We start from the raw sequence: 24,609 nt of genomic DNA on the forward strand, positions 1-24,609 counted from the left end.
GGCACGCGCGTACGTGGAGAAAGAAAGAATGGGCAATCAGGTGGGCTCCGATGTGACGGTCACCGCACCGAACGTGATCGTGGCAGGGCACCCGGACCTCTCAAGGAGGCTGCGGGCGACCAAACGTTTTCCGGCCGTGTTCGACGTCGCCTCCGCCAGCGAGCTTCGGGACCTGGGCAAGAGCGGCGAGGTCCGTTCCCCGGCGGCGTTCCTGTTCGCGCCGGACTTCGACGAGGACCTTCCCGACGGCGGTGTCTCCCCCCAGGCCAACAGGCTGGCGGCGAGCGGCCACACTGTGATCGTCCACGGTTACTTCACCAAGCGCGGCGACGTCTTCGACCCGGAAGTTGTCGCGACGGCCAAGCCGCTGACTCTGGCGGAACTGCTGGCGCTGCTCGTTGTCGCCCGGCCGGCCGCTCAGCCCGAACCGCCGCCGGCCCCCGCCGCGACGATGTCCACCTCGCCGGCCGACGAACCCCCGTCCGGGCTGCGGGCCGGCGGCGAACCGCCCTCCGGAACCGGCGCCGACGCCCGCGACGGTGACTCGTCGACTCTGATACCGGGGTACGGCGAGTTGACGATCGTCCATCGCGGCACCGGCTCGGTGACCTACCGTGCCGTGCACGAGGAGTCCGGCACCGTGGTCGCCGTCAGAGTGCGGCTCGATGGTTCCGAGACCCCGATGGAGGAACTGGCCGCCCTCGAACGCGCCTCCCGCAGCGATCACATGGTGAGCGCGCTGGAGAGCGGCCGCACCACGGCCGGGCAGCGGTACACGGCGTCCGTGTACTGCCCCGGCGGCGCGCACGTGCCGGAGCCGCTGCCGGTCGGAGACTCTGCCGGGATCGCGATCTCGATGGGCCGGGCTCTGCAGGCGCTGCACGACGAGGGTCTGGTCCACGGCGACGTCCGTCCGGGCCGGATCCTGCGTGGCGAGGCGGGACCGCTGCTCACCGGTACGGCCACCGCACGGGGGTTGGCGGCGCCCGCCGCGCCGGGCGTCCTCGATCCGGTCCCCCGGGAACGCGTCGATCCCGGATTCGCCGCTCCGGAGGCGTTGTCGCAGCAGCCGCAGACCGTGCGGTCCGACGTGTACGGGCTCGGCGCCACCCTCTGGAGCCTGCTGGCCGGGAGTGCCCCCTTCGCAGCCGATGGGGAACGGGCCCTGGACGAAACGGCTCCCCGGGTGCCGCGTGACGACGTGCCGGAGTGGCTCGGGAACGCTCTCGAAAAGGCGCTGGCGCGCGATCCCGCCGACCGGTATCCGACGGCGCGGGCGTTCGTCGATGCGCTGGAGGAAGGGCTCCAGGAAAGCCCGCCGGGGCCGCCGTTGAAGGAGGCGGCGCCGGTACCCGATCCACTGCCGGAGCAGCAGGCGCATTTCCCAGAACCTCAGGCGCTGTTTCCGGAACCTCAGCCGTTGTTCCCCGAACGGCAGGCGCTGTTCCCCGAACGACAGGCGCTGTTCCCCGAACGACAGGCGCTGCTCCCGGAACCTCAGGCGCAGCCCCCCGAACCTCAGGCGCTGCTCCCGGAGCCTCAGGCGCAGTCCCCCGAGGCGCTGCTCCCCGAACGACAGGCGCTGTTCCCGGAACCGCAGGCGCTGTTCCCGCACCAGGAGACGGTGCCCGAAAGTTCGCGACGTCCCGGGATCACGCTGCTGGCCTTGCTGGCGCTCGTGCTCGCCGCCGTGGTGCTCGGCGCGGTCTCCCTGTGGGCGGACTCAGGAACGGCCGAGCGGCCTCGGGCGGCGTCTCCTCGGGCGTCCGCTCCCGCCTCGCCGACGCCCACGTCCAGCCCGACGGCGGTAAAGCCGCAGAACAGGTACAAGCCGAGCCAGGTGCGGATCGTCGACGGCCAGATCTCGATCGAGATCAGCTGGAAGGACGCCAGCGGGGGCAAGGCGGCGTACTACGTGGTCGGCGGCCCGGCCGGTCGCCCACCGACCACTCTGGCCACCGTGCCGGCGGGGACGACGAAGACCATGATCCTCGCCCTGAACCCGAGCGTGGAGTACTGCATGACGGTCGTCGCCGTGGTGGACGTCGACCGGGTCGCCTACGCCGAGCCCGTCTGCACCCACCGCGGCAGGCGGGGTGGCTGAGCCGCGACGCCGGTCAGCTCGCGAAGGTATAGGCAAAGTCGTGGATGATCCGCCAGACCTCGGCGGGCTGTTCCTCCTGAGCGAAGTGGCCTGCGTCGGCGACCGTCGCGGTGGTCAGGTTCTTCACTCCGGCGTCGTGGAAGCCCCGCGCGTAGGCGTCGATGTCGCCGCCTTCACGGTCGCCTCGCACGTACAGCAGCGGGATGTCGACGGCACCTGCTTCGGCGAACGCGGAATTGTCCAAGGCGTCCTGAGGGAATTCCCGGTAAAGGTCGAATCCCGCAGTCAGCGCGGCATCACTGCCGTACGCGGCGGCGTGGGCCGCTCGTGATGCGGCGGAGATCCGGCTGGGGTCCGCCGACAGCACGTCGTAGAAGTAGTCGAAGTACTCCGCCTGGCGTCCCTGGACGAGGGCCTCCGGCAGGTCCGGGACGGCGTGCAGGCCGAAATGCCAGATGTAGGGATTGCGCAGGACCTCGTTCCACGGATCGACGCCTGGAATGACGGTGTTCATGATGACGACGCGTTCGGCGTCGTCGAACCGCCGCAGGTAGGAGTAGGCGGCCATCCCGCCCGCGTCGTGGCCGACCAGGGTGACGCCGGTGAGGTCCAGGTGCCGCACGAGGGCGTGGATCGTCTCGGCCAGCCGGAGTTTCGACCCGCCGCCGGCCCCGCCGGCGGACCCGCCGATGCCGGGCAGGTCGATGGCGATGATGCGGGCGTCGGGCCGCCCGGCGCCCGCGGCGTCCATCACGTCCAGCCATGTCCGCCACGACTCCGGCCAGCCGTGCAGGAACAAGAAGGGTCGCCCCTCGGGCGGCCCGGACTCGACGACGTGCAGCGCGAGTTCGCCGATCGTCACCTTGGAGTGACGCAGGTCGGTAGACATGAAACATGTCTACCAAACGACATGTGACATGTCTATCGCGTAGGCTGGCGGCCATGACCGGCGACAACGAACGGCCCGCCTACGAACGCGGTACCGGCTTCCTGCTGGCACGCCTGGGCTCGCTCACGGCGCGTTCCTGGACTGCGTTCCTGACCGAGCATCGGCTGACCCAGGCGCAGTACACCGTTCTCGTCGCGCTCCAACAGCACGGACCGGTAGGCCAGCGGCGCCTGGCCGAACTCGTTGCGATGGACGCACGCAACATCGTGCCCGTCCTGGACTCACTGGCCGCCGGATGCCTCATTGAACGGCGTCCTGATGACACCGACCGCCGACGCCGCACCATCACCCTCACCGGCGGGGGAAACGCTCTGCTTGCCGCCGTCGCTGACGCGGCGGCCGTCGAACAGGACCAATTCCTGCACGCCTTGAACGCCACCGAGCGTGCGCGGCTCAACCACCTGTTGCGGCGCCTCTATGACTCCCACATCCCCGAGGCCCCACAACCAGGCTGACCCGGGTCACATGCCGATGGGGAGAGTCTCGGCGGTGCCATCGGCGAAGTAGCGTGATCATGTTCCATCTACACGAAAAGAGATGAATTGTTGCGCTGGGTGATCACTACGGCCATCACCGTAACGGCGGCCGCCGGCCTGTTTCCTGCCGCCGCGTCCGCTGCCTCATCGGCTTCTCCCGAATCCGTGCAGACCGCGGTTCCTGCGCTCGTCCAGCGCGCCGCCTGCGAAAAACCCTGTAACCGTAAGATCAAGGACGACTACCCGTACAAGAACCGCATCGGTTCGGTCGACCCATGGCGCTTCTATGCCGGCCAGTGCACCTCCTTCGCCGCTTGGCGGATCAACGACCGACTCAAGGTCAAGTTCAAGAACAATTACCGGGGTGGCCAATGGGGCGACGCCAAGACCTGGGACAACGCCGCCAAGAGGGTCGGGCTGAAGGTGAACCGCAGCCCGAAGGTGGGTGCGATCGCCGTGTGGAACGACGGGGCGCACGGTCACGTGGCCTACGTGGCCAGGGTCAACGGTTCGAAGATCGTGGTCGAGGAGTACAACAAGGTCAGGCGCAACGCCTACAGCAAGCGCACGATCAGCCGCAACAACCCCGACGGCTATATCCATTTCTTCTAAGGCCTGCCTTCAACGACCATACAGGTGTTGCATCTCGGCGCAGTTTTCCAACAGCTCGTCCAGGGTGCCGACGGCGGCCATCTCACCGTCGACGAGTACCACGATCTGATCGGCTCGGCGGAAAATGGACGGCCGGTGCGAAACGGCCAGAATCGTGGCGCCGCCGTGGTCCAGTAGCCGGTCCCACAACCGGAGCTCGGTGGTGACGTCCAGCGCGTTGGACAGGTCGTCGAAGACCATCAGGTCGGTACGGCGCACCGCCATCCGGGCGGCGGCGATCCGCTGCCTCTGGCCGCCGGACAGGCGCAGACCCGCGGCCCGATCACAGTGTCCAGGCCCTGGTCCAAACCGGCGATGTCGTCTTCGAGCACGGCGAGGCGCACCGCCTCGGCCACCTCCGCCGGCGAGGAGGGGGCGCCGAGCAGGATGTTCTCCCGGAGCGTGCCGCTGAACAGCCGGGGGACCTGTGGCACGAAGCTCGACCGCGGTGGGACCAGGAACGTCCCGGGATGGTCGATGGGCACGCCGTTCCAGAGGACGGTGCCGCGCTCGGCGGGGAGCAGCCCGAGGAGCGCCTGCAGGAGGGTGCTCTTGCCTGAACCGACCCTGCCGGTCACGACCGTGACCGTGCCGGCGGGCAGGTGGAGATCGATGTCGCGGATACCGCGTGAGGTGTCCGGGTGGTGCAAGGTGAGGCCATAGGCCTGGAGCAGGCGTAGCGGCGCGGAACGGTCTTCGCGCGGCGCCGGCCGCGGCGGCTCGCGCCGCAGGTGGGTCTTCGTGCGGGCGATCACCGCTGATTCCTCGCCGGCGAGTTCGGCCACCCGGCGCACGGAGAGTTCGGCCTTCTGGGACCGCGCGAAGAACATGCCCAGCGCGGTCACCGCCTCGGTGATGAACTGGATATAGAAGACGAAGAGCGCCAGGTCGCCCACGGTGAAGTCACCGCCGCGCATGCTCGCCGCGGCCAGCAACAGCACGAACCCGGTGCCGAGCGCGGCCGTGCCGTTGAACAGGGACGTCTGCACGGTGGTCAGGAGCACCTCGCGGACGGCGATCCGCAGCCGGACGGCGTTGGCCTGCCGCAGCCGCGCGGTGAACCGCTCCTCGGCACGTCCGACCTTGATCGCCTGAACCCCGCCGACCGCCTCCCCGACGACGCCGCTCACCTCCGCGGCCGCCCGGCGGCCGGCATGCTGGTACTCGCGCAGCGGCCCGGCGAGCGCCCGGCTCGCCACCACCATGACCACCACCGGGACGACGAGTCCCAAGGTCACGACGGCGTCGATGCCGAGCATGACGATCAACGCCCCCACGGCGATGATCAGCCGGGAGAGGTTGGACGCCGACCAGATCGCGAAGACACCGACCTCGTCGGTGTCGGCGCCGAACCGGCTGACGGCGTCGCCGCCGGTGCGGTCCAGGGCCCGTCCGGCGGGTTTGCGCAGGATCGCGCCCAGCGCGTTGACCTGCAGGGCCGCGCGGATCCGGTAGGTGAAGTGCGGTTCGGCCCGGCTGAGGATCACGCCGTACCACACGGTCACCTTGGTGGCCTCCGCGACCGACACCAGGGCGACGAGCGACCATGCCGACATGCCGGCCCGCTCAGTCCCGCTGAGGGTGTCGAAGACGAGCCGGAGCAAGAGCCCGGTGGCGAGGAGCACGCCCCGCAGCAGTACCCACAGTCCGGTCAGGCCCAGGTAGGTGGGGGCCGATCGGGACAGCAGCGGAATCAGCAGTGATCGCCGGGTGGAACGTCCTCCGGGCGCCGCGGGCGGCGGCTCCGACCGGCTTGTCCGTGGTGGCCTCATGCCGGTGCCTCGTTGGCGGCGAGCAGGAGGGAGAACTGCGAGGACGGGTCGGCGACCAGCCGGTCCCGGCGGCCGTGCTCGACGACGCGGCCGTCGCGGAGCAGCAGCACCTCGTCGACGGAGCCGAGGGTTTCGAGACGGTGCGCCACGATGATCGCGGTACGCCCGGCGAGCAGGCGTTCCATGGCCGCCTCGAAGACCCGCAGGCTCGCGGGGTCCAGTCGCGACGTGGCCTCGTCCAGGAGCACCAGGCCGGGGTCCTGGATCAGGACGCGGGCGAAGGCCAGCAACTGCTCCTGCCCGGCCGACAGCCCGGTGTCGCCTGGGCCGAGGAGGGTGTCCAGCCCCGCGGGCAGGCTTTCCAGCCACTGTCGCAGTCCCACCTCCGCGAGCGCCTCGCGTACTCGGGCGTCATCGACCGTGTCGTCGAAGAGCGTGACGTTGTCGCGGACCGTGGCGGCGAACAACTGGACCTCCTGTGTGACCAGACCGACCTGGCCGCGCAATGAGGTCACCGAGATTTCCCGCAGGTCGTGGCCATCGAGCCGGACCGTCCCCTGGGTGGGGTCGGCGAACCGGAACAACAGGCGCAGCAGGGTGCTCTTTCCACTGCCTGTGCGGCCGACTATGGCCAGCCGGGCCTTCGGCCGTAGGCGGAGGGAAATATCGCTGAGCGCGTCTTCTTCAGGCCGGTAACTGAATGAGACCCGCTCGAATTCCACGGCGGGGGCCCCGGCGGGCAGGGGGTCGCCGCCGGTGTCGACCACGCTGCGCTCGCCGAGCAGGCCGTGGATGCGCCGCAGCGCCCCCAGCGCGGCTTCGAGATCATGAAACTGCGCGGTGATCACCAGCATCGGGGTCTGCACCATGACCGCGTAGGCGACCAGGGTGTAGGCCGCGCCAAGGGTCATCTGGCCGGCCGTGTAGAGCCATGCGCCGGCCCCGAGGGCCATGACGAAACCCGCCGACGCCAGTGACTGCGCGGCCGCCGGCCAGCGCACGCCCAGCAGCGCGGCGCGGCGGCTGCTCCGGAACAACGTTCCGGCGTGTGTCCAGAAGCCGTGCACGGTGTGCTCTTCGGCTCCATTGGCCCGCAGGTCGGGGAGTCCGTTCAGGCGTTCCTCGAAAAACCCGAGCAGTTTCGCGTTGGCCTCCCGCTGGGCCGCCATCGCCGGCACGGCGGTGCCGACCAGCCGCCGCAGCAGGACGAAGGACGCGGCGACGAACGGTGCGTACACCAGACCGATCCGCCAATCCTGGATGAACAGCGCGACCCCGATCCCGACCAGCAGCAGCACGTTGGAGAGCACGAGCAGGAACATCTGCGAGAAATAGTTGGCCAGCTTGCTCACATCTCCATCGATCCGGTCGATCAATTCGCCGGGGCCATGCCGCTCATAGAAGGACATGTCCAGCCGGAGGCAGTGCTCGGTCAGATCGGCGCGCAACTCGTTCGTCGCGGACCAGGCCACCCGGGCGCCCCTGAATTCGGCGACGATCCAGATCACCTGCGCCACCACCGCGACCGACAGGTATGCCGCGCCGAGCCCCAGCAGAGACGACAGCGGGGCACCGGAGCGGACACCGTCGATGAACCTCCCCAGCAACTGCGGGTTGGCCACCTGGAGAGCCGTGTAGATCAGTGTCGTCACCGCGAGCACGGCGGCGACAGACCGGTGCGGCCCCAGATAGGTGCGAAGTGTGCTTGCGGCATTCGGTCCCACGGTGCCGTCCGCGTTCCCGGTCCTCGAAGGAGAGGTACTCGCCTGCGCCATGCAACGGTTCCTTCAGACGATGGATTCTTCCAGCATTCGGGGCGGCCGCCCCATGGCCGTGGTCAACGCTCCTCGATCAACGCTCTTGGGTCAACGCTCCCCCAGCGCATCGAGGACACGATTATTCAGAGTTCGGAAATTACTGGGTCACCGTCCGATCGCGCTGTAACGCCGGGCAGCACGATGCCGCCGGTGGGCGATGAGGCCGTCGGCCTCCGCGCCGACCCAGTTGGCGGAACCGATCACGCGGGCTGACCGTCGCAGGGTTTCATGGTCGTTCAGAGACCAGGGACAAAGGACGCGATGACTCAGTTTCCGCAGTTGCCGGCACCGGCGGACCTCGCCGCCGCCGGGCCCAAGGGCGCCAAGAAGATGCTGACCAAGGCCGCGGGCCCGTTGCCGGCCGCCAAGCTGGCGCCGTTCTTCGAGCAGGCCTGCCGGAAGCTGGTGCGGGCGGGAGAGGGCGAGCTCGCGTTCTGGGCGTTCGGGCAGGCTCGCAAGGTCGAGAAGGACCACCCCGCGCTACTCGACCTCGACCGGGTGCAGGACGTCTTCCTCGAACTGGTGCCCGCGGGCGGCGTGGGACCGGCCGCGCTGCGCGACTACGCCAGGACGCTCGCCGCGGAGCTGCCGGGGGAAGAGGCGCACAGCCGCTTCCATGAGGTGATCTGCGCGGGATTGGACGCCGGGCTCATCCCGTACGCCCGGATCTTCCCCGACCTGCGCATGCTGGCCCGCGCCGCGAAGATCAAGAAGCGGGACGAGGAGGCGTTCCTGGCCGAGCGGCTGCTGCGCGCCGGGCTCATGCCCATCGCGTCCCACCAGGTTTGGGCGGCCGCCCGTGAGCCGCTCGCCGCGGTGGCCGGACGCGACGACGACCTGATGAAGCTGCTGATCGCCGCCGAACCCGACCGCGCCCGGCACGAGGAGGAGAGCGGCGAGGAGGTCGCCGAGGAGATCCGGCAGATGTGGCTGGAGTCCTTGGCCGAGAGCGGGGCGGGGGCGCACCTGCCGGCGCTGTGGTTCGGCACCACAGGACGGGGTTGCGCGGCCGCCGTCCTGCTGAAGCTCGCCGACCAGACAGGGGATCGGCTGTTTCCGAAGGCCGAGGTGGTGTACGGCGAGGAAACGGACCCGGCGCTTCCGCCTCCCGACTACCGGCACATCATCCCCCAGGGGCAGCTGACCAGCGACTCGCCCCGCTGGTGGGGTCCGGGCTTCGACGTGGCGCAGCAGGCCGCGGACGTGGCAGCCGGGCCAGAAGGACGCGAGCGTTTCGCAAGCCTGCTGGACGCGTTCGTCCGCGACATGGGGTACTACGGCAACGTCGACTATCCGGCCACGGTGAGAGCGCTCTGGGACCTGCCGGAGACCCGGCAGGTGCTGCGCGAAACCGTCGACGGCTGGAAGGCCGACGCAGGCCGCCCGGACCTTCCCTTCCTGTACGGCGGCTTGCACCGGCTGGTGCGGCTCACCGGCCGCGGCGGTCTCCTCGATCTGGAGCCGGGCGTCGCCGACGGGCTCGAACCCGCCGACCCGGTGGACGCGCTGCTGGCCGCCCTGCGGGGTGGCATTCCCGCCGAATTCGCCGTGCCCGGCAACGGGTCGCCGTCCAAGGTCCTGAAAGCAGCCCGGACGATCGTCCAGCACCTCGGATACCTCACCATCGCGCAACGGTCCTGGCAGGGCTACGCGGAGGTCACCGGCGACGACGTCCCGATGATCAGGCTTCCCCAGCTGCCCGATGGGCTGCTGCCCTGGTATGACGGCAAGACCGGCCTCCTGTCACGAATCCAGGACGGCGTCTGGCAGACGTTCCGGGTCGAGGGGCGGACGGGCGAGACCGTCGCGTTGACCCTGGACCCCGACGCCGCCACCGCACGGCCCCAGGCACCAGGGACCGCCGAGGTGACGTTCCCGGGTGCCGCCGGGCCGAGCGAGGTCCGGTTGAGCCGCGGCGCGATCACGGTCACCGCCCCCGATGGGACCCGGACGGCCCGGCTCCCCTTCTCACCCGTCTGGAGCACGAAGAGCGGGCTCGTGCCGCCGCCCGGCTGGTGGCCGCGGCGAGACCCGGTGGACCCGGACGGGTCGGCGGCGCTGCGGCGTCTCGACCGCGAGCGTGCGGCGCGCCTGCTGGAGGCGACGCTGACCGGACCGGGCGCGGCCGCCGACGCGCTGGAGGCCGTGCTGCCCGAGGTGACCGCGCCGGCCCTGCGCGACGGCGTCCTCGAAGCGGCCCGCACGGCCGTCGAGTGCCTCCTGCTGGCCATCGAGTTGCGCGACCGGATCGGCCGTCCCCAGCCTCCGGCACTGCCCGCCCTGGTCTCGCCGGCCTCCGACCTCCCCTTCGCGCGCACCACGGCGCAGACAAGGTGGCTCGTGCGCCAGCGGATTCTGGCCCGCGCGCTGGAGTCGGCGACGACCGGCGAGCCCGCGGCCGACAAGCCCTACCTCGTCCGGACGGTCTCCCTGCCACCCCGCGGCTACGTGGGCGTCGAGATGGACACCCTGGCGGGCTTCGCGCTCCAGGCCGTCCTGCCGTGGACGTCCGGCTCACAGCGCGAAGGCATCCTCGACGTCCTGCGCCTCTGGGCCAACGCTCCGATCGGCGACGGCACGGGAGCCTGCCGGATATTGCGCCTCACTCCGGCGGGTGGCGAGGGGCAGTCCAACGCCGAACGTCAACTGGTCGACAAGCAACTGGAGAAGGCGGCGCCCGGGCAGCTCTGGCGTACCCCGGACGGCGCCTTGCTGATCTTGGACTACTACCGGCGCGACCGGATCGCGACGGCCGTGGAGTACGCGCCCGGCGGAACGTTCGACCCGATCGGGCCGCCCGGCTGGCAGGCGGCCCGGCCCCCCGTTCCCTGCTGGGGCGACGCCGACCGCGTCGTCCGGCTCATCCGGTTGCTGACCGACCGCGGCCCCGCGCCGATCGATGCCGCCGCAACCGTCCACGACCTGGCGGAACGGGCGGGTTTCGGGGTGGCGGACGCCGTCGCGGTCTGCAAGTTCCCCGCCGAGGTCCTGGAGGACGACATCCCCACAACCGGCGCCACACTCTCCTACACCATGCGGGACGCGGTGCGGGAAAGGCTGCTGCCCGACGACCCGGCCGACCTCTGGAGCACCGGCCTCGCAGCGGACGCGGCGGCCGATTGGTGGCGAACCCACAATGTCACGTGATCGTCTTCAGCGCGCTGGGACCTCCCTTCTCGGGCTCGCCCTCGCCGACGCGCTCGGATCGCAGTTCTTCGTCCCCGCGAACCGTCACCACCTGTCGGCCCGGTCGCTCCCGCCCGGTCCCTGGCAGTGGACCGACGACACCGAGATGGCCTGCTCCGTCTACCTGATCCTGGCCGGCCACCACGCCATCGACCAGGATGCGCTCGCCGCCTCCTTCGCGCATCGGCACGACTTCGACCGCGGCTATGGTCCGGCGACCAACCGGCTGCTGCGGCTGGTCCGCGACGGCGGAGACTGGCGAGCCCTGGCCGCCGATCTGTTCGACGGCTCCGGCTCATGGGGAAACGGGGCCGCGATGCGCGTCGCCCCTCTGGGCGCCTTCTTCGCCGACGACCCGGCCGAAGCGGCCCGCCAAGCGGCACTCTCGGCCACCGTCACCCACACCCACCCCGAAGCTGTCGCCGGGGCCGTTGCGGTCGCCGTCGCCGCAGCGTACGCCGCCGACGGTCACCTCCCGCCGGGACCGTTCATCGACCGCATCCTGGAGTACGTCCCACCAGGGAAGGTCCACGACGGCATCCAAGAAGCCAGGCGCCTTCTGACCATCGCCGATCCCGAAACGGCGGCCTACTTCCTCGGCAACGGCAGCACCGTCGCCGCCCACGACACCGTCCCTTTCGCGCTCTGGGCGGCCGCCCATCACCGCTCCGACTATCAGCAGGCCATCTGGACCACTGCGGCGGCCGGCGGCGACATCGACACCACCTGCGCCATCGTCGGCGGCATCGTCGCCGCCGGCCTCGGTCCCGACCATCTGCCCGACACCTGGCGCCGAGCGGCCGAACCGCTCCCGGACTGGATCAACCCGGCACAACCCGGCCCGAAGCCACCTCAGGGTCAGGGCGGTCCGAGTACCTGAGGGGTGGCCGGCAGAATGGCGGCGACGGCGCGCCAGCCGGGCGGTGACCGGTGCGTAGCCCAGCCAGGTGGCCTCCTTCTCCGTGACGAAGGCGAACACCGCCCGCCCGCGACTCCCCGCCCGATGGCCAGGGCGGTCCTGGTGAGCGTGCCTCCAGTAGAAGCGGCCGTCGCGCCGGAGGCCATGCCCCCAGCAGCATGGCGATGAGGAACCGGGTGAGGGTGATGCGATCATCACGGCGCCGACGAGCCCGTCGGACCACCGGACGTCAAGCGCGATCATGCCGACCGTCATGGCGCACAGCACGCACACGAGCGCGCTGGATCGCGAGGGTCGTCTTAACCCGCCCCGGGACCGCCGAGGATCACCAGGCGCCGGCCGGGCAGCTCCTTGAACCGCGCGGCCAGGTCGGGGATGTTGTCGCCGGTCCCGTCCAGACGGGCGACCGGGTTAGGGTGACCCGCCCGGCCGCGTCCGCGCTCGACCTCGGTCGCGAGGGCCCACCGCGGGGGCGTCGGGGACGGGTTGGCCGGCCCCAGGATGCGTTCCTCTTCGCGCCACTGCACCTGCACGGTCTCCCGGAGACGGCGGACGGCCTCCTCTAGCGTGGGCGGCGGCTCGCCGGACGCCGCCCCGTCCTACCTGACCACCACGACCACCGCGGCCAGGGCCAGTGCGCCCCACACGAGCGGCACGCCCTTGCCATGGACCGCCACGGTATTGGTCGCCATGTTCCCCAGCAGTGCGAGCAGGACCGCCATCAACCCCGCCCAGGCGGGCGCCGCACGCGTGGCCGGCTATGGCCCCGCTGGCGGACGGGGGTGCATGGTGGGGAGCCGCACCTCGAACAGCGCACCGCCCTCGGGCGCGTCACCGACGGTGATCCTCCCGCCGTGTGCCCGGACCAGATCGTGGGTGATGGCCAGCCCGAGGCCGGCGCCGCCGTCGTCGCGGCTGCGGGCCTCGTCGAGCCGGACGAAACGCTCGAAGATCCGCTCGCGGTCGTCCGGCGGCACCCCGGCGCCGTCGTCGGAGACCCGCAGCACCGCCGCGTTGCCCTGAGGGCCGAGCCGCACGCGAACCCTGGCGGCCGCGTGCCGTTCGGCGTTGTCGAGGAGGTTGGACAGGACGCGGGCCAGCCGTACGCGGCTGCCCCGGACCCGGAGGGCGTCCGCGACGTCGGCCTCGATGGCGAGATCGCGCGCGCCCGCGGGACGGCGCCGCAGTTCGTCGCGCACCAGTTCGGCCATGTCCACCGGCTCCGGCGGGGCGGGCTCGTCCCCGGCGTCGAGACGGGCGAGCAGCAGCAGGTCGGCGGCCAGGTGCTGGAGCCGGACGACGTCGTGGGTCAGCTCGGCCACGTCCAGCAGCCGGGGATGCGCTGCGGCCACCTCCAACTGCGTGCGCAGTGAGGCGATCGGGGTGCGCAGCTCGTGGGCCGCGTCGGCGACGAACCCGCGCTGCCTCGTCACGGATCGTTCCAGCGCGGCCAGGGTCTGGTTCGTCGTGCCCGCCAGTTCGGCCACCTCGTCCCACGACCTGGGCACCGGGACACGGCGGGCCAGGTCGCCCGAGGCCGTGATCTCCACCAGCTCGCCGCGGATGGCCGCCACCGGGCGCAGCGCGCGCCGGGTCACCAGCCAGGTCACGCCCGCCACCACGCCCAGCAGCGGAGGCAGACCGGCGAGCATCGCGCGGCCCACCACGGCGACCGCGTCGCGCGAGGTGGACAGGGCGGCGCCCGCGTACACGGTGACGGCCTCACCGGCGGGGGTGGTGGCCTCCACCGCCGCGAACCGGTACTGAGCGGTGCGGCCGTACACGGTGGCACGGCCCGCGGCATGCCGGACCCCCTCGGAGACCCGGCCGGGACGGGGGACCTCCTCGTCCAGGTCGTCGTCCCCCGGCAGGAGGACCGCGGTCCTCGGCACGAGCATCGTCGCGGGATCGCCTGAGCCGCTGATGGCCTGCAGGTCTTCGCTCACCGCCCGTACGCGGCCGGCGGAGTCCACGATCTGGACCGGGCGCTCTTCGGTGTCGTCCAGGTCCAGCCGCCGGTAGGGGGTACCGGTGGCGAGCTTGACGGCGATCTGCCGGGCGGTCATCTCGGCACGCAGATCGGCGTGCCCGGCGAGGTTCGCCCGCAGCAGGGACACCACGACCAGTCCCGCGGCGGCCAGCGCAACGGCGACCACGGCGGTCGCGCCCACCGTGGCGCGAGCGCGCACCGAGCTGAACGGGCGCCGCATCTAGGCGCCCCCGCCAGGGTGAGCGGCGCCCCCGTTGGTGGCCAGCCGGTAGCCGGCGCCCCGCACCGTGGTGATCGATCTGCGGCCGAACGGGGCGTCCAGCTTGCGGCGCAGCGCGCTCACGTAGACCTCGACGATGTTGGGGTCGCCCTCGAAAGCGCCGTCCCAGACGTGCTCAAGGATCTGCGTCTTCGACACCACCAGGCCCGCGTTGGCCGCCAGGTGCTCCAGGACGGCGAACTCCTTGGCGGTGAGCTCCACCTGCACACCTGCGCGCAGGACGCGCTTGGCGGCGGGGTCGATGGTGAGGTCGCCGAGCTCGAAGAGAGGCGCGGCGGACCGGGTGCGGCGCCGCAGCAGGGCCCGGATGTGGGCGAGCAGCACCACGTAGGAGAACGGCTTGGTGAGGTAGTCGTCGGCGCCGGTGTCGAGCCCTTCGGCCTGGTCGTACTCGCCGTCCTTGGCGGTGAGCATCAGGATGGGGGTGTCGTCGCCCGCCGCGCGCAGGGCGGAGCAGACCCGGTAGCCGTTCATGCCGGGCAGCATGATGTCGAGCAGGATCAGGTCGTAGTCGTTCTCCAGCGCCCGGTTGAGGCCGGTGGCGCCGTCATGCGCCGTGTCGACCGCGAATCCCTCGGCGGCCAGCCCTTGCGCCAGCGACCTGGCCAGCCGTTTCTCGTCCTCGACGATCAGCAGGCGCATACGCCCCAGCCCTTTTCATCATCATTGCATACAGCTACCTATTGATTGCACAGTGTAATCAAAGTGAGGTGCCGCCGCCGTACTCGCTGTCGGTGACGACGACCGCTTCCAGCCGGTCACCGCACGTCCGGACATGGAACGGGCCGCCGGCACCGCGCTGAAGGCGGTGCCCGGCGGCCTCATCGAGGGCCTGGCTGGACTACAACGGCCGGGATCTGATGTGGGAGGCCGACGGCCTAGCCGGCGACGGCGCTGCGATCGGCCGAGATCACTTCCGCGCCCACAGGGACGACGGCTGATCCCTGTCTTGCCGGCACGTCATCTCGCCGCGCCGTGCCGGACGGCGAGGCCGACCGAAAACACCTTTACTCCCAGGCTGCCGCACCCCGGGCAGGCCGGATCGACCCACGGCGGCTGGACGGGCATCCCGCCCAAGTGCCAGGCGACCGCGTCGCCGCAGTACCGCGCCTCGTACAGGTCCTCCCACACGCGCATGCAGCACAGGCAGTGAGAGCGCCATTTCCCTTCCACGACATGGTTCTGTGTACGAGGGACAGGGACCGCCAGGCGGGATGTCATCGGTTCCTCCTCCGGACAGACTGCCGAGGGCTCGACCGACATCACCTTGACGAATGTTTCTGAGTCCAGGCTGAAGCACCCTGAATTCCCATTCAGATTGGCTTCGTTCGGTAAATCAGGGAAATGGCCTGACCTCTGCCACCAAAAAGGACAAGTGGGGGTTCAATAAGCAAACCCCCGTCGCAGCCGCTACGGGATCGCGGCCGACTGCGGCGGGGGTCGCCTGCAGCGAGCCCTCAGAGCAGGTCTGCCACTGCTGCGTGCAGGGTGAGGAGGGCGGGGATCTGCTCGGACGGCCGTCGGCCCATGCCGCACTCGGTGGCGATTCCGAACGTCTTCACCGCGCGGCGTGCGGCGTCGACCCTCGCGCGGGCGCCATCGAGACCGTCGGTGGCGTGCACCAGGCCGAGGAACAGGGTGGTCTCCGCCGGCAGCGACAGGCCGGTCAGCGGCGCGAAGTACGCGTCGTCGGCACGGTCGCGCGGCACCGGCATGTGCACCCAGTCCAGGCGCCGCCCGAGGCCGGCGGCGAGCCCGCCGGCGACGTCGGCGAGCTTGGACGTGTCCACAGGCTCGACGAAGTGTTCGTGCCCGAAGTCGCCGTAGCAAAGGTGGTAACCCAGCTCGACGTCGCTCGGCACTGCGTTTCCGAGCCGTACCAGCCGGGTCACGATCTCGGCGAGCCGCGACGGATAGCCGGCGCCGAACCAGGCCGGGAAGACCCCTTCGAAAATGGCGAACTCGACCGCGGTGTCCCACTGGACGGCCAGGTCGGCGGGCGGGATCACGGCCAGGATCTCGTCCAGTTCGGCCAGCAGGCGGGCCTCGTAGGCGGCCTCCAGCTCCGCCTGGTTCGCGCCGATGAACGCGGCGACCACGGCGATGGGTGTCGGCAGGCTGACCTGGAAGCGTACGTCCGGTGCGATGACACCCTCCGCGCGCAGGCGCGAGAACACCTCCCACGAGTCGAGTGCGGCCGCCGAGTACCCCAACGGCCCGAAGGTCACCGACGCCGGGTCGACACCGGGTTTGGGCCGGGCTCGCAGGCTCGGCCCGTACTCCGGGCTGGGGGGCGGCGCCATTTCCAGATCCGGGTGTGCCGAAAGCTTCGGCAGCTGCCAGACGACCCAGTTGTCCCGCTCGCCCGGCTCGCCGTCCGGGATTCGCCGTACCCGGCCGTCGAGGGCGGACGCCACGGTGCGGAACACGGTCTCGGAGTCGGCGAGCGGCACGCTGCCGCACAGGTGCACACTCGGTTTCACGGATGTCACGGCTGGTCCTCCTTGGGGCGAGTCGCTCAATGGTGCCAGGGAAGGCGGACCGGCTCGTAGGGTGCGTGTCCCGCGAGGAGGCCGGTGAGAAGTTCCGTGAGCATGAGCGGATAGACCGGCTCTTCCGCGCTCGCCAGTTCCGTGAGCGTCCACCAGCGGTGGGCGCCGACATGCTCGCGTTCGATCGGGGTGAACCCCGCGGTGTCGATATCGCGGGCGGGCGTGCGGAGCAGGAAGAAGTCGTCCCGGAACAGGCCACGCGCCCAGCCGAGGTCCGCGTGACCGGAGGTCAGGGCGACCTGCCTGCCGAGGTCCTCCGGGGCGACGATCAGGCCGGTCTCCTCACGCAGCTCGCGGGCGGCGGCCACGCGCAGAGTCTCGCCCGGCTCGACGCCTCCCCCTGGAGTGATCCAGCAGTGGCCTGCTTCGGGCTTGCCGGCGACCATCGGCCAGCGGAACAGCAGGACGCGGTCGGTGTCGTCCACCAGCAGCACACGGGCGGTGCGCCGCCGGTAGACCTCGTCCGCCGGCGCGCTGGTCACGAGCCCAGTTCGGAGTCCAGCTTGACCAGCTGGGCGTCGTAGATGCGCTGCAGGCCCTTGGGGGCGAAGGTCCGTTCGAAGAAGCCCCCGATGCCGCCCGCTCCGTCCCAGGTGGTGGTGACGTGGACGCGCGCGCCTTCGGTGGCCGGGGTGACCGTCCAGGTCGTGACCATCGAGGAGTTGGCGTCCTGTTCCACCAGGCGGTCATTGGCGGGGGTGCTCACGGTGAAGAGGCAGTCGCGCACCCGCTTGCTGGTGGCCGCCAGCTTCCAGTGCACCACCGTGCCCTCGCCCTGGCCGCCTTCCCGTACTTCGTACTCGCTGAAATGCTCCGTCAGAATGCGGGATCGCACCCCCGTGTAGTCGCCGAGCGCTGCGAGCACTTGGTCCGGGCCTGCCTTGAGGGTTCTCTCTGCGGTCACCACGACTTGTCCCATGCCGATCATCCTTTCACCGCACCGGCCCGACGTCGCCCAACCCCCACGCCACGCGACCGCCCGCTGTAGCGCTTGGTGCCCGGCGTCCCGGTCAGGAGCCGTTCTCGTTCTTGACGGTGTCGAAGACGGTCTCGCGCCAGTCGCCGGGCACCTTCTTGACGACGCCGACCTCCTTCATGAAGGCGCCGATCTTCAGCAGGGAGTGCGGCGTGGTGGTGAACTCGATGCCCTGGTAGGTCAGGTACTCCCGGTACTTGGCGGCGGGGATCTTGCCCTTCTCGGCCTGCGAGAGGATCTGCGCCGCCTCCGCCGGGGACTTGATGATGAGGTCGTTGGCCTTGGCGATGTTGCGGTGCACGGCGTTGATCACGTCCGGGTTCTTCTCTTCGTACTCCTGCGTCGCCACCATGACGTTGAAGCCGTGCTTGCCGAAGAGGTCGTAGCTGTCGACGAGCTTGCGGGCGCCCTGCTCGACGGCCTGGAACTGGAACGGGGGCGCGGTGTAGGCGGCGGCGATCTGTCCGCCGATCAGGGCCTGCAGGGCGTCGGGGTGGGCCATGGACGCGATGTTCTTGTCGAGTGCGTGCGGGTCGCCGAGCTGCTGCTGGGCCGCCTTCTGGAGCATGACCGACTGGATCGAACCGGGGGCGATGGCGGCGATCTTGTCTCCGGGCCTGAAGTCCTTGAGGCTCTGGAACCTCCTGTCCTTGGCCACCAGCCAGAGCGGCATGTCGTTCAGCGAACTGACGATCCTCCACGGGATGCCCGCGCCCCAGCCGATCAGGAAGGGGCCGAGGCCGCTGCTGCCGAGATGGAGCCTGCCCGACACCAGCCCGTCCCGGGTGGCGTTGCCGCCGCTGACCGTCCGCCAGGTGATGGTGCGGCCGGGCAGGTCCTTCTCCAGCCACCCCTTGGCCTGGATGATGATCAGCGCGGTATAGCTGATCCCGGATCCCTGGGAGATGACGATCTCCTTTCCGGAGCCGGATCCGCCCGAGCCGCCGCACGCGGCGGTCAGCGCGAGCGCGCCCACCCCGGTCGCGCCGAGGCGCAACACGTCACGCCGGCGGTAGGACGGCTCCGTGGAGGCGGCGGGGGTTCCGCGGAAGGGAGACAGGACGGGGGGCCGGCTCATGCGGATGTTCCTTCTTTCATTCCCCAGCGGACGACGGTCCGCCGTTCGATCAGGTTGAAGACGAGGTCGAGGGCCACGCCGATCAGGGCGATCACCACGAGCCCGGCGAACACGTCCGGGATCAGGGCGTAGTAGCGCGCGTTGTTGATGAAGAAACCGAGCCCGCCCTCCGAGCCCGCGGCGCCGAACACCAGTTCCGCGGCGATGATGGTGCGCCAGCCGAACGCCCAGCCGGTCTTCAGCCCGGCGATGGCGTGCGGGAGCGCGGCCGGCATCATGACCTCGCGGGTCAGCCGCCGGCCCGACAGGCCGAGGTTGCGGCCGACCATGACCAGCGTGGCGGGGGTGGTGCGCATGCCCATGCCGACGCTGACGGTCATCGGCCACAGCACCGCGTTGGCGGTCACGAAGATCAGCGCGGTGTCGGTCAGGCCGAACCACAGCATGGCCAGCGGCAGGATCGCCACCGACGGCAGCGGGTTGACCATGGACGAGACCAGCGTGAGGACGTCGTCCCCGAGCGTTGTGGTCGTCGCCAGCACGGTCATCACGAGCGTGAGCAGAATCCCGATGCCCATGCCGGCACCCAGCAGCCGCAGTGTCGTCAGCGTGGAGGTGACGATCTCGCCACTGGCGACGCCCTCGGCGAGGGCCTTGGCCACCTCCCAGGGCCCGGAGAACACGAACGAGCTGACCCCGGACGCGGACGCGTAGAGCTGCCAGAGCCCGATCAGCCCGGCGAACACCACCGTGCGCCGCAGCCAGGTCGGCAGTCGCGACCAGGGGCCGCCCGTCCGCGCGGCCACCGCCACCGGCGGCGCCTCGCCGGACGAGTCGAGGACATCGGGGCTATTCGTAGACGCCGTCAAGGACCTCACCGTCCTCCGCGAGCAGGGACCGGAGCCGGTGCCGCGCCTCGGCGAAGCCGGACGTGTCCGGGCCGTCGAGGCCGGAGACGTCGACGATCTCCGCGACGCGCGAGGGGCGTCCGGCGAGGACGACGACCCGGTCGCCGAGCAGCACGGCCTCGTCGATGCTGTGGGTGACGAACAGCAGGGTCGCGTTGGTGCGCCGGGTGATCCCGGCGAGCTCGCCTTGGAGCCGTCCTCGCGTCTGTGCGTCCAGGGCGCCGAACGGCTCGTCCATCAGCAGCATGAGCGGGTCCACGGCCAGCGCCCGGGCGATCGCCACCCGCTGCTTCATCCCGCCCGACAGCTGGTGGGGATGGCTGTCGAGGGCTTCCTTGAGCCCCATGAGCTCCAGATGCTCGACGGCCCGCCGCCGCGCGGTGGAACGGTCCACGCCGGTGACCCGCAGCGCATGGACGACGTTGCCCAGCACGGTGCGCCAGGGGAAGAGCTGGTCGAACTCCTGGAAGACGAAGGCGCGGTCCGGACCGGGACCCGGGTTCTCCCGGTCGCCGACGACGATGCGCCCGGAGGAAGGGCGCAGGAACCCCGCGACGGCCTTGAGGATGGTCGACTTCCCCGATCCGGACGGGCCGAGCAGCATGATCTTCTCGCCGCGCCGCACCTCGAAGCTCGCCTCCGCCACGGCGGGCACCGGCCGGCCGCGCCGCCGGTAGCCGATCGCGACCCGGTCGACCAGCAGTGCTCGCTCGCCGGGTGTCACCGCGGCGCCCTTCGCCGTTCTCGCACGTGCAACTCCTCTGGCGGGGTGCAATAACAGACTATGTCTACCAAAAAACCAGGAAATACGGCAATCGCCTCCTGGGGGCCCGCCACCTCAGCCGATGCGATCGCCGGCCGCCAGGACGGCCGCGCCGGCCGCGACGGTCTCGGGGTACTTCAGGCCGGCCCCGGTGTTCAGCACCACGACCCGCTCGTCCGCGCCGATCCGGCCGTCCGCGCGGAGCCTGCGGGCGGCGGCGAAGGCGGCGGCGCCTTCTGGGCAGACGAACGCACCTTCAAGGGCCGCGACCTGCCGCAACTCGGCCAGCAGCTCGATGTCGGAGACCGCGATCGCCGTCCCGGAGGTCTCGGCCAGCGCCTCCAGGATCAGGAAGTCGCCGAGCGGCTTGGGCACGTTGATCCCGAACGCCGCCGTCGTCGCGTCCTCCCAGTACCGCGTTTCCTGTTCGCCGCGCTCGAACGCCCGGACGACCGGCGCGCACCCCTCGGCCTGGACGGCGACCAGCCGGGGTGGCGGACCGGAGACCCAGCCCAGCTCCCGCAGTTCGAGCATGGCCTTGTGAATGCCGATCAGGCCCACGCCGCCGCCGGTCGGGTAGAGGATCACATCGGGCCACTCCCAGCCGAGCTGCTCGGCGATCTCGATGCCCATGGTCTTCTTGCCCTCGATCCGGTAGGGCTCCTTCAGCGTCGAGGCATCGAAGACCGCGCCGCCCGAAGACGCCACCAGGTCGCCGACGATCCGCCCCGCATCGCTGATCAGCCCGTCCACCAGGTGCAGGTCAGCGCCCGCCGCCACGCACTCGTGGCGGGTGATCCGCGGCGCGTCCACCGGCATGACGATGGTGGCGGTCAGCCCGGCACGGGCGCCGTAGAGGGCCCAGGCGGCGCCCGCGTTGCCGTTGGTGGGCATCGCCAGCCGCCGCACCCCGAGCTCCGCCGCCCGTGACACCCCGACCGCGGCGCCGCGGGCCTTGAACGAGCCGGTCGGGACGAGGCCCTCGTCCTTCATCAGCAGCCGGGGCAGCCCGATGCGCGCGCCGTAGCGGGTGAGCGGGCGGCAGCGGCGTCATGCCCTCACCGAGGCCCGCCACCGACTTCCGGTTCCTGACCGGCAGCAGCTCGTGGTAGCGCCACAGGTCGGACGCACGTCCGGCGACGTCCTCGGGCCGCACCGAGGAACGCACCGCGTCCAGGTCGTAGCGCGCGAGCAGCGGCTTTCCGCACTCGGTGCACAGGTTCTGCGGCACGTCGGCGTCATGCCGGGCGCCACACCGCCCGCACTCCAGATGGGACAACCGGCTGTAGGTCATGCGCCCTCCTTGTCGCGTAGTGCGTCGCGGACGGCCCTTTCCAGGACGTCCGCGGCTATGCCGAGGCACGACTCGTCGATGTCGAACCCGGGGCTGTGGTGCGGTGCGGGACTGGACGCGCCGACGACGACATAGGTCGCCGTCCCGCCGTGGGCCTGGACCTCGCGCATCATCAGGGTCGCGTCGTCGCTGGCGCCGAACCGGTGGTCGTCGTGGACCGAGGTGACGGCGGGCAGCGACCGGGCGGCGCCGGCGACGGCCCGGACGGCGGCGGGGTCGCAGACGGCGGTCGTGGCCGCGCCGATCCTGTCGACGCGCACCTCGACCTCGCCCGCGGCCCCGGCCGCGTCCAGCACGGTCCGGGCGCGGCGCTCCAGCTCATCGCAGACGTCGCCGTCGGACGCGCGCAGCTCCAGCGCCAGTTCGGCGCGGCCCGCGACGATGTTGGGCGCGGTGCCCGCGCGCAGCACCCCCACGTTCACGCGCGTGTCGGCGGTGGCGAATCGTGGCAGCGCATGCAGGCCGACGGTCGCCTGTGCCGCGGCGAGCAGAGCGTTGCGTCCCTCTTCGGGCGCCGCGGCGGCATGGGACTGGCGCCCGGTGAAGACCGCCCGCAGCTTGGCGTTGGCGAAGAAGCCGTGCGTGCCGGCGGCGACCTCGCCGACCGGCAGGCCGAGCCCGAGATGCAGCGCGTACAGCCGGTCGACGCCCTCCAGGACGCCGGCGTCCAGCATCGCCCGCGCGCCCCGTCCGCCCTCCTCGGCGGGCTGGAAGAGCAGCCGGACCCGCCCGGTGAAATCGCCGGACGACAGTCGGCGCGCCAGTTCGAGACCGACCGCGATGTGCCCGTCATGGCCACAGGCGTGCATGGTCGCCGGGTCGGCCGAGGCGAACCCTTCACGGGCGGGCCGGTGCCGGGGGTCGGCCGACTCGGCCAGCGGCAGCGCGTCGATGTCGACACGCACCGCGACCGTGGGGCCCGAGCCCTTGCCGGTGCCCTCGATGTCCGCGACCGCCGCCGTGTGTCCCTCCCGGACGGGGACGAGGTCGGCGTCGGTCGCTCCCCAGGCTCGGGCACGCCCGGCCGCCGCGTCCAGTTCCTCCTGGACGGGCAGGGCCGGGGCTCGCGACAGGTCGATCGCGTCCCGGCCGGTCAGCGTGCGCAAGCCGAGGCGACGCAGTTCCGCCGCGATCGTGGTCACCGTCCAGAACTCCGTGAAGGCCGTCTCAGGGTGCGCGTGGAACAGCCTGCGCTTGTCGACGAGGTAGCGGCCGCCTCCGCCGGGTACATCGGCCATCCCCGTACCGTACCTTGTCGATCAAATTAGTATGTTTTCGGCGACGGTGTGACATGTCCGCGATCGGTGGCGCTGAGGGGATATCGGTGGTCTCCCCGCTGGCTGCACGGCCGCCGATGGTCACCCCCTGTGGGAGCGGGGTTCCGGTGGCCGCCCCGCCCCTCGCCGGTCACACAGCAGGGGCGGGGCCTCCATCGCTCCTTCGTGCACGCACCCCCTCGGGCATCCGTCGTAGGTTCGGCCGTTCAGGGCCGGACGGTGCCGAGGCGGACGGGCAGCGACAGCGGGCCGACAGTGAAGAACGACGGCGAGTAGGGGACGTCCCCCCGGTCGATCGTGAGGCTGAGATCCGGCAGTCGCCGGTACAGCGAGGCGAGCGCGAGCCTGCTCTCCAGACGCGCCAGCGGGGCGCCGATGCAGTAGCGCGGGCCGTGGCCGAAACCGAGGCCGCCGATCTGCTCGCGGGTGATGTCGAACCGGCTCGCGGTCTCGCCGTACTGTTCCGGATCGATACCGCTCGCCTGGTACATCACGCCGACCGCGTTGCCTTTGGGGATCGTCACGCCCGCGATGGCCACGTCGGTGAGCGTGAAGCGGAAGCTGGTCATCATCACCGAGTGGCGATACCGCAGGGTCTCCTCGACCACATCGGCCCAGCGGTCCTCGGCCTTGGCCAGTGCCAGCTGGTCGGGATGCGCCGACAACGCCAGGATGGCGTGCCCCAGCAGATGGACCGTGGTCTCATGACCGGCGACCAGCATCAGCCACAGCACGGCGACCAGCTCGTCCGCAGTGAGCCTGTCGTCCCGGTCGCGGGCCTGGACCAGGCCGGAGGTGAGGTCGTCGCCGGGTTCCCGCCGCTTGCGCTCCGCCAGTTCGTGCAGGTACGCCATGAGGGCGTTCTGGGTCGCGAACGCCTCCTCGGGCGGGGTGGTGTGCGCCAGCAGAGTGGCCGTCCATTTCCGCAGCCGGGCCCGTTCCGGCTCCGGCACGCCGAACAGCTCGCAGATCACCGCCATCGGCAGCGCTTCGGTGAAGGCGGGCACCAGGTCCACGCCGTCCCCGGCGACCACGACGCCGTCCAGCAACCGGTCGACGATCTCCTGGATGCGCGGCTGCATCGCCTGCACCCGGCCGGGGGTGAACGCCTTGCCGACCAGGCCGCGCAGCCGCCGGTGGTCGTCGCCGTCCTTGGTGGACAGATGGTCGCCCTGGACGATGGTGCGCAGCGGCCAGTCCTGCGGGATCGATCCGTCGTACAAGGCGGGCCAGTGTTCCGGGTCCCGCGCGAAGGTCTTGTTGTCCCCGGCGAGGATCTCGCGCACGGCGTTGTGGGTCAGCGCCAGGTAGGCCGGCACGCCACCGGGGAACTCCACCTCGACCACGGGGGCGATCTCCCGGAGCCGGATGCAGGTGTCGAGCGGACTCTCGCCTGCGGCAGGGAACGCGGGAAGGCTTGTCGTCATCGGATTCCCCTTCGTGTCTCGCCTGTCAGCGGCTCTCGTTGGGGTGGGCCGGCACCGAGTCTCGCCCGGCTCGGCCCCGCCGGGTAGGTCCGGCCGGCGATCCTGCCCCGAACCACAAGTCGGACGTCAC

At 71.0% G+C, this 24,609-nt stretch carries 22 protein-coding genes and 1 pseudogene; 5 read left to right on the forward strand and 18 right to left on the reverse strand.

Annotated features, from left to right (window positions below; all coding sequences use genetic code 11):
- Positions 1–28: 28 nt before the first annotated feature.
- Complete coding sequence (locus ACQPZP_RS34440) at positions 29–2,104, forward strand: serine/threonine protein kinase (protein WP_433473863.1); 2,076 nt, start codon at positions 29–31, stop codon at positions 2,102–2,104.
- Positions 2,105–2,117: 13 nt separating this feature from the next.
- On the opposite strand, the gene ACQPZP_RS34445 is transcribed toward ACQPZP_RS34440, so the two are convergent.
- Positions 2,118–2,993 (reverse strand): alpha/beta fold hydrolase, encoded by an 876-nt coding sequence (locus tag ACQPZP_RS34445; protein ID WP_433473864.1) that lies wholly within the window; start codon positions 2,991–2,993, stop codon positions 2,118–2,120.
- A gap of 53 nt (positions 2,994–3,046) precedes the next feature.
- Here ACQPZP_RS34445 and ACQPZP_RS34450 point away from each other — a divergent pair, with 53 nt between their 5' ends.
- Together ACQPZP_RS34450 and ACQPZP_RS34455 are read left to right on the forward strand one after the other, a co-directional pair.
- Positions 3,047–3,508, forward strand: coding sequence for a MarR family winged helix-turn-helix transcriptional regulator (locus tag ACQPZP_RS34450; RefSeq protein ID WP_433473865.1), 462 nt, complete (start codon positions 3,047–3,049; stop codon positions 3,506–3,508).
- Between the two features lie 99 nt (positions 3,509–3,607).
- Positions 3,608–4,141 (forward strand): CHAP domain-containing protein, encoded by a 534-nt coding sequence (locus ACQPZP_RS34455; protein ID WP_433479724.1) that lies wholly within the window; start codon positions 3,608–3,610, stop codon positions 4,139–4,141.
- 9 nt (positions 4,142–4,150) lie between these two features.
- Here ACQPZP_RS34455 and ACQPZP_RS34460 read toward each other — a convergent pair whose 3' ends face one another.
- The 3 genes from ACQPZP_RS34460 to ACQPZP_RS34470 are packed head-to-tail and all read right to left on the reverse strand — an operon-like array spanning position 4,151 to position 7,604.
- Entirely contained in the window at positions 4,151–4,405 is a 255-nt protein-coding gene (locus ACQPZP_RS34460) for a hypothetical protein (protein WP_433473866.1), read from the reverse strand.
- Positions 4,381–5,952: an ABC transporter transmembrane domain-containing protein gene (locus ACQPZP_RS34465; RefSeq protein ID WP_433473867.1), complete on the reverse strand. Its 1,572-nt coding sequence runs from the start codon at positions 5,950–5,952 to the stop codon at positions 4,381–4,383. Before ACQPZP_RS34465 ends, ACQPZP_RS34460 begins: the two co-directional genes overlap by 25 nt.
- On the reverse strand, positions 5,949–7,604 hold the full coding sequence (locus ACQPZP_RS34470) for an ABC transporter ATP-binding protein (protein WP_433473868.1): 1,656 nt from the start codon (positions 7,602–7,604) through the stop codon (positions 5,949–5,951). The genes ACQPZP_RS34465 and ACQPZP_RS34470 overlap by 4 nt, the downstream gene beginning before the upstream one ends.
- 426 nt (positions 7,605–8,030) lie before the next feature.
- Between ACQPZP_RS34470 and ACQPZP_RS34475 the strand changes: the two genes are divergently transcribed.
- Together ACQPZP_RS34475 and ACQPZP_RS34480 are read left to right on the forward strand one after the other, a co-directional pair.
- A complete protein-coding gene (locus ACQPZP_RS34475) occupies positions 8,031–10,916 on the forward strand; it encodes a hypothetical protein (protein WP_433473869.1) in 2,886 nt (961 codons plus the stop codon).
- The gene (locus ACQPZP_RS34480) at positions 10,906–11,835 is read left to right on the forward strand and encodes an ADP-ribosylglycohydrolase family protein (RefSeq protein ID WP_433473870.1); all 930 of its coding nucleotides are present in this window, start codon (positions 10,906–10,908) and stop codon (positions 11,833–11,835) included. Before ACQPZP_RS34475 ends, ACQPZP_RS34480 begins: the two co-directional genes overlap by 11 nt.
- A gap of 338 nt (positions 11,836–12,173) precedes the next feature.
- Here ACQPZP_RS34480 and ACQPZP_RS34485 read toward each other — a convergent pair whose 3' ends face one another.
- From ACQPZP_RS34485 to ACQPZP_RS34550, 14 genes and pseudogenes are all read right to left on the reverse strand, one after another.
- Positions 12,174–12,407 carry a hypothetical protein gene (locus ACQPZP_RS34485; protein WP_433473871.1) on the reverse strand — a complete coding sequence of 78 codons (234 nt, stop codon included), beginning with the start codon at positions 12,405–12,407 and terminating at the stop codon, positions 12,174–12,176.
- Positions 12,408–12,473: 66 nt separating this feature from the next.
- A complete protein-coding gene (locus tag ACQPZP_RS34490) occupies positions 12,474–12,596 on the reverse strand; it encodes a hypothetical protein (RefSeq protein ID WP_433473872.1) in 123 nt (40 codons plus the stop codon).
- A 36-nt stretch (positions 12,597–12,632) separates the two neighbouring features.
- The gene (locus ACQPZP_RS34495; RefSeq protein ID WP_433473873.1) at positions 12,633–14,084 is read right to left on the reverse strand and encodes a sensor histidine kinase; all 1,452 of its coding nucleotides are present in this window, start codon (positions 14,082–14,084) and stop codon (positions 12,633–12,635) included.
- Positions 14,085–14,786, reverse strand: coding sequence for a response regulator transcription factor (locus ACQPZP_RS34500; RefSeq protein ID WP_433473874.1), 702 nt, complete (start codon positions 14,784–14,786; stop codon positions 14,085–14,087).
- Between the two features lie 318 nt (positions 14,787–15,104).
- Positions 15,105–15,281 carry a hypothetical protein gene (locus ACQPZP_RS34505; protein WP_433473875.1) on the reverse strand — a complete coding sequence of 59 codons (177 nt, stop codon included), beginning with the start codon at positions 15,279–15,281 and terminating at the stop codon, positions 15,105–15,107.
- A gap of 320 nt (positions 15,282–15,601) precedes the next feature.
- On the reverse strand, positions 15,602–16,636 hold the full coding sequence (locus tag ACQPZP_RS34510; protein ID WP_433473876.1) for a hypothetical protein: 1,035 nt from the start codon (positions 16,634–16,636) through the stop codon (positions 15,602–15,604).
- A gap of 26 nt (positions 16,637–16,662) precedes the next feature.
- Positions 16,663–17,178 carry an NUDIX hydrolase gene (locus ACQPZP_RS34515; protein WP_433473877.1) on the reverse strand — a complete coding sequence of 172 codons (516 nt, stop codon included), beginning with the start codon at positions 17,176–17,178 and terminating at the stop codon, positions 16,663–16,665.
- Positions 17,175–17,615: an SRPBCC family protein gene (locus ACQPZP_RS34520; protein WP_433473878.1), complete on the reverse strand. Its 441-nt coding sequence runs from the start codon at positions 17,613–17,615 to the stop codon at positions 17,175–17,177. The genes ACQPZP_RS34515 and ACQPZP_RS34520 overlap by 4 nt, the downstream gene beginning before the upstream one ends.
- Positions 17,616–17,706: 91 nt before the next feature.
- Positions 17,707–18,750: an ABC transporter substrate-binding protein gene (locus tag ACQPZP_RS34525; RefSeq protein WP_433473879.1), complete on the reverse strand. Its 1,044-nt coding sequence runs from the start codon at positions 18,748–18,750 to the stop codon at positions 17,707–17,709.
- The gene (locus ACQPZP_RS34530; RefSeq protein WP_433473880.1) at positions 18,747–19,619 is read right to left on the reverse strand and encodes an ABC transporter permease; all 873 of its coding nucleotides are present in this window, start codon (positions 19,617–19,619) and stop codon (positions 18,747–18,749) included. The genes ACQPZP_RS34525 and ACQPZP_RS34530 overlap by 4 nt, the downstream gene beginning before the upstream one ends.
- Entirely contained in the window at positions 19,600–20,382 is a 783-nt protein-coding gene (locus ACQPZP_RS34535) for an ABC transporter ATP-binding protein (protein ID WP_433473881.1), read from the reverse strand. Before ACQPZP_RS34535 ends, ACQPZP_RS34530 begins: the two co-directional genes overlap by 20 nt.
- 114 nt (positions 20,383–20,496) lie before the next feature.
- A pseudogene (locus ACQPZP_RS34540) lies at positions 20,497–21,450 on the reverse strand (threonine synthase); the annotation flags it as partial.
- 261 nt (positions 21,451–21,711) lie between these two features.
- Positions 21,712–23,013 (reverse strand): amidohydrolase, encoded by a 1,302-nt coding sequence (locus ACQPZP_RS34545; protein WP_433473882.1) that lies wholly within the window; start codon positions 23,011–23,013, stop codon positions 21,712–21,714.
- 245 nt (positions 23,014–23,258) lie between these two features.
- Positions 23,259–24,479 (reverse strand): cytochrome P450 family protein, encoded by a 1,221-nt coding sequence (locus ACQPZP_RS34550; RefSeq protein ID WP_433473883.1) that lies wholly within the window; start codon positions 24,477–24,479, stop codon positions 23,259–23,261.
- Between the last annotated feature and the right edge of the window lie 130 nt (positions 24,480–24,609).

Source organism: Spirillospora sp. CA-142024 (assembly GCF_050942325.1).
GTDB lineage: Bacteria > Actinomycetota > Actinomycetes > Streptosporangiales > Streptosporangiaceae > Spirillospora.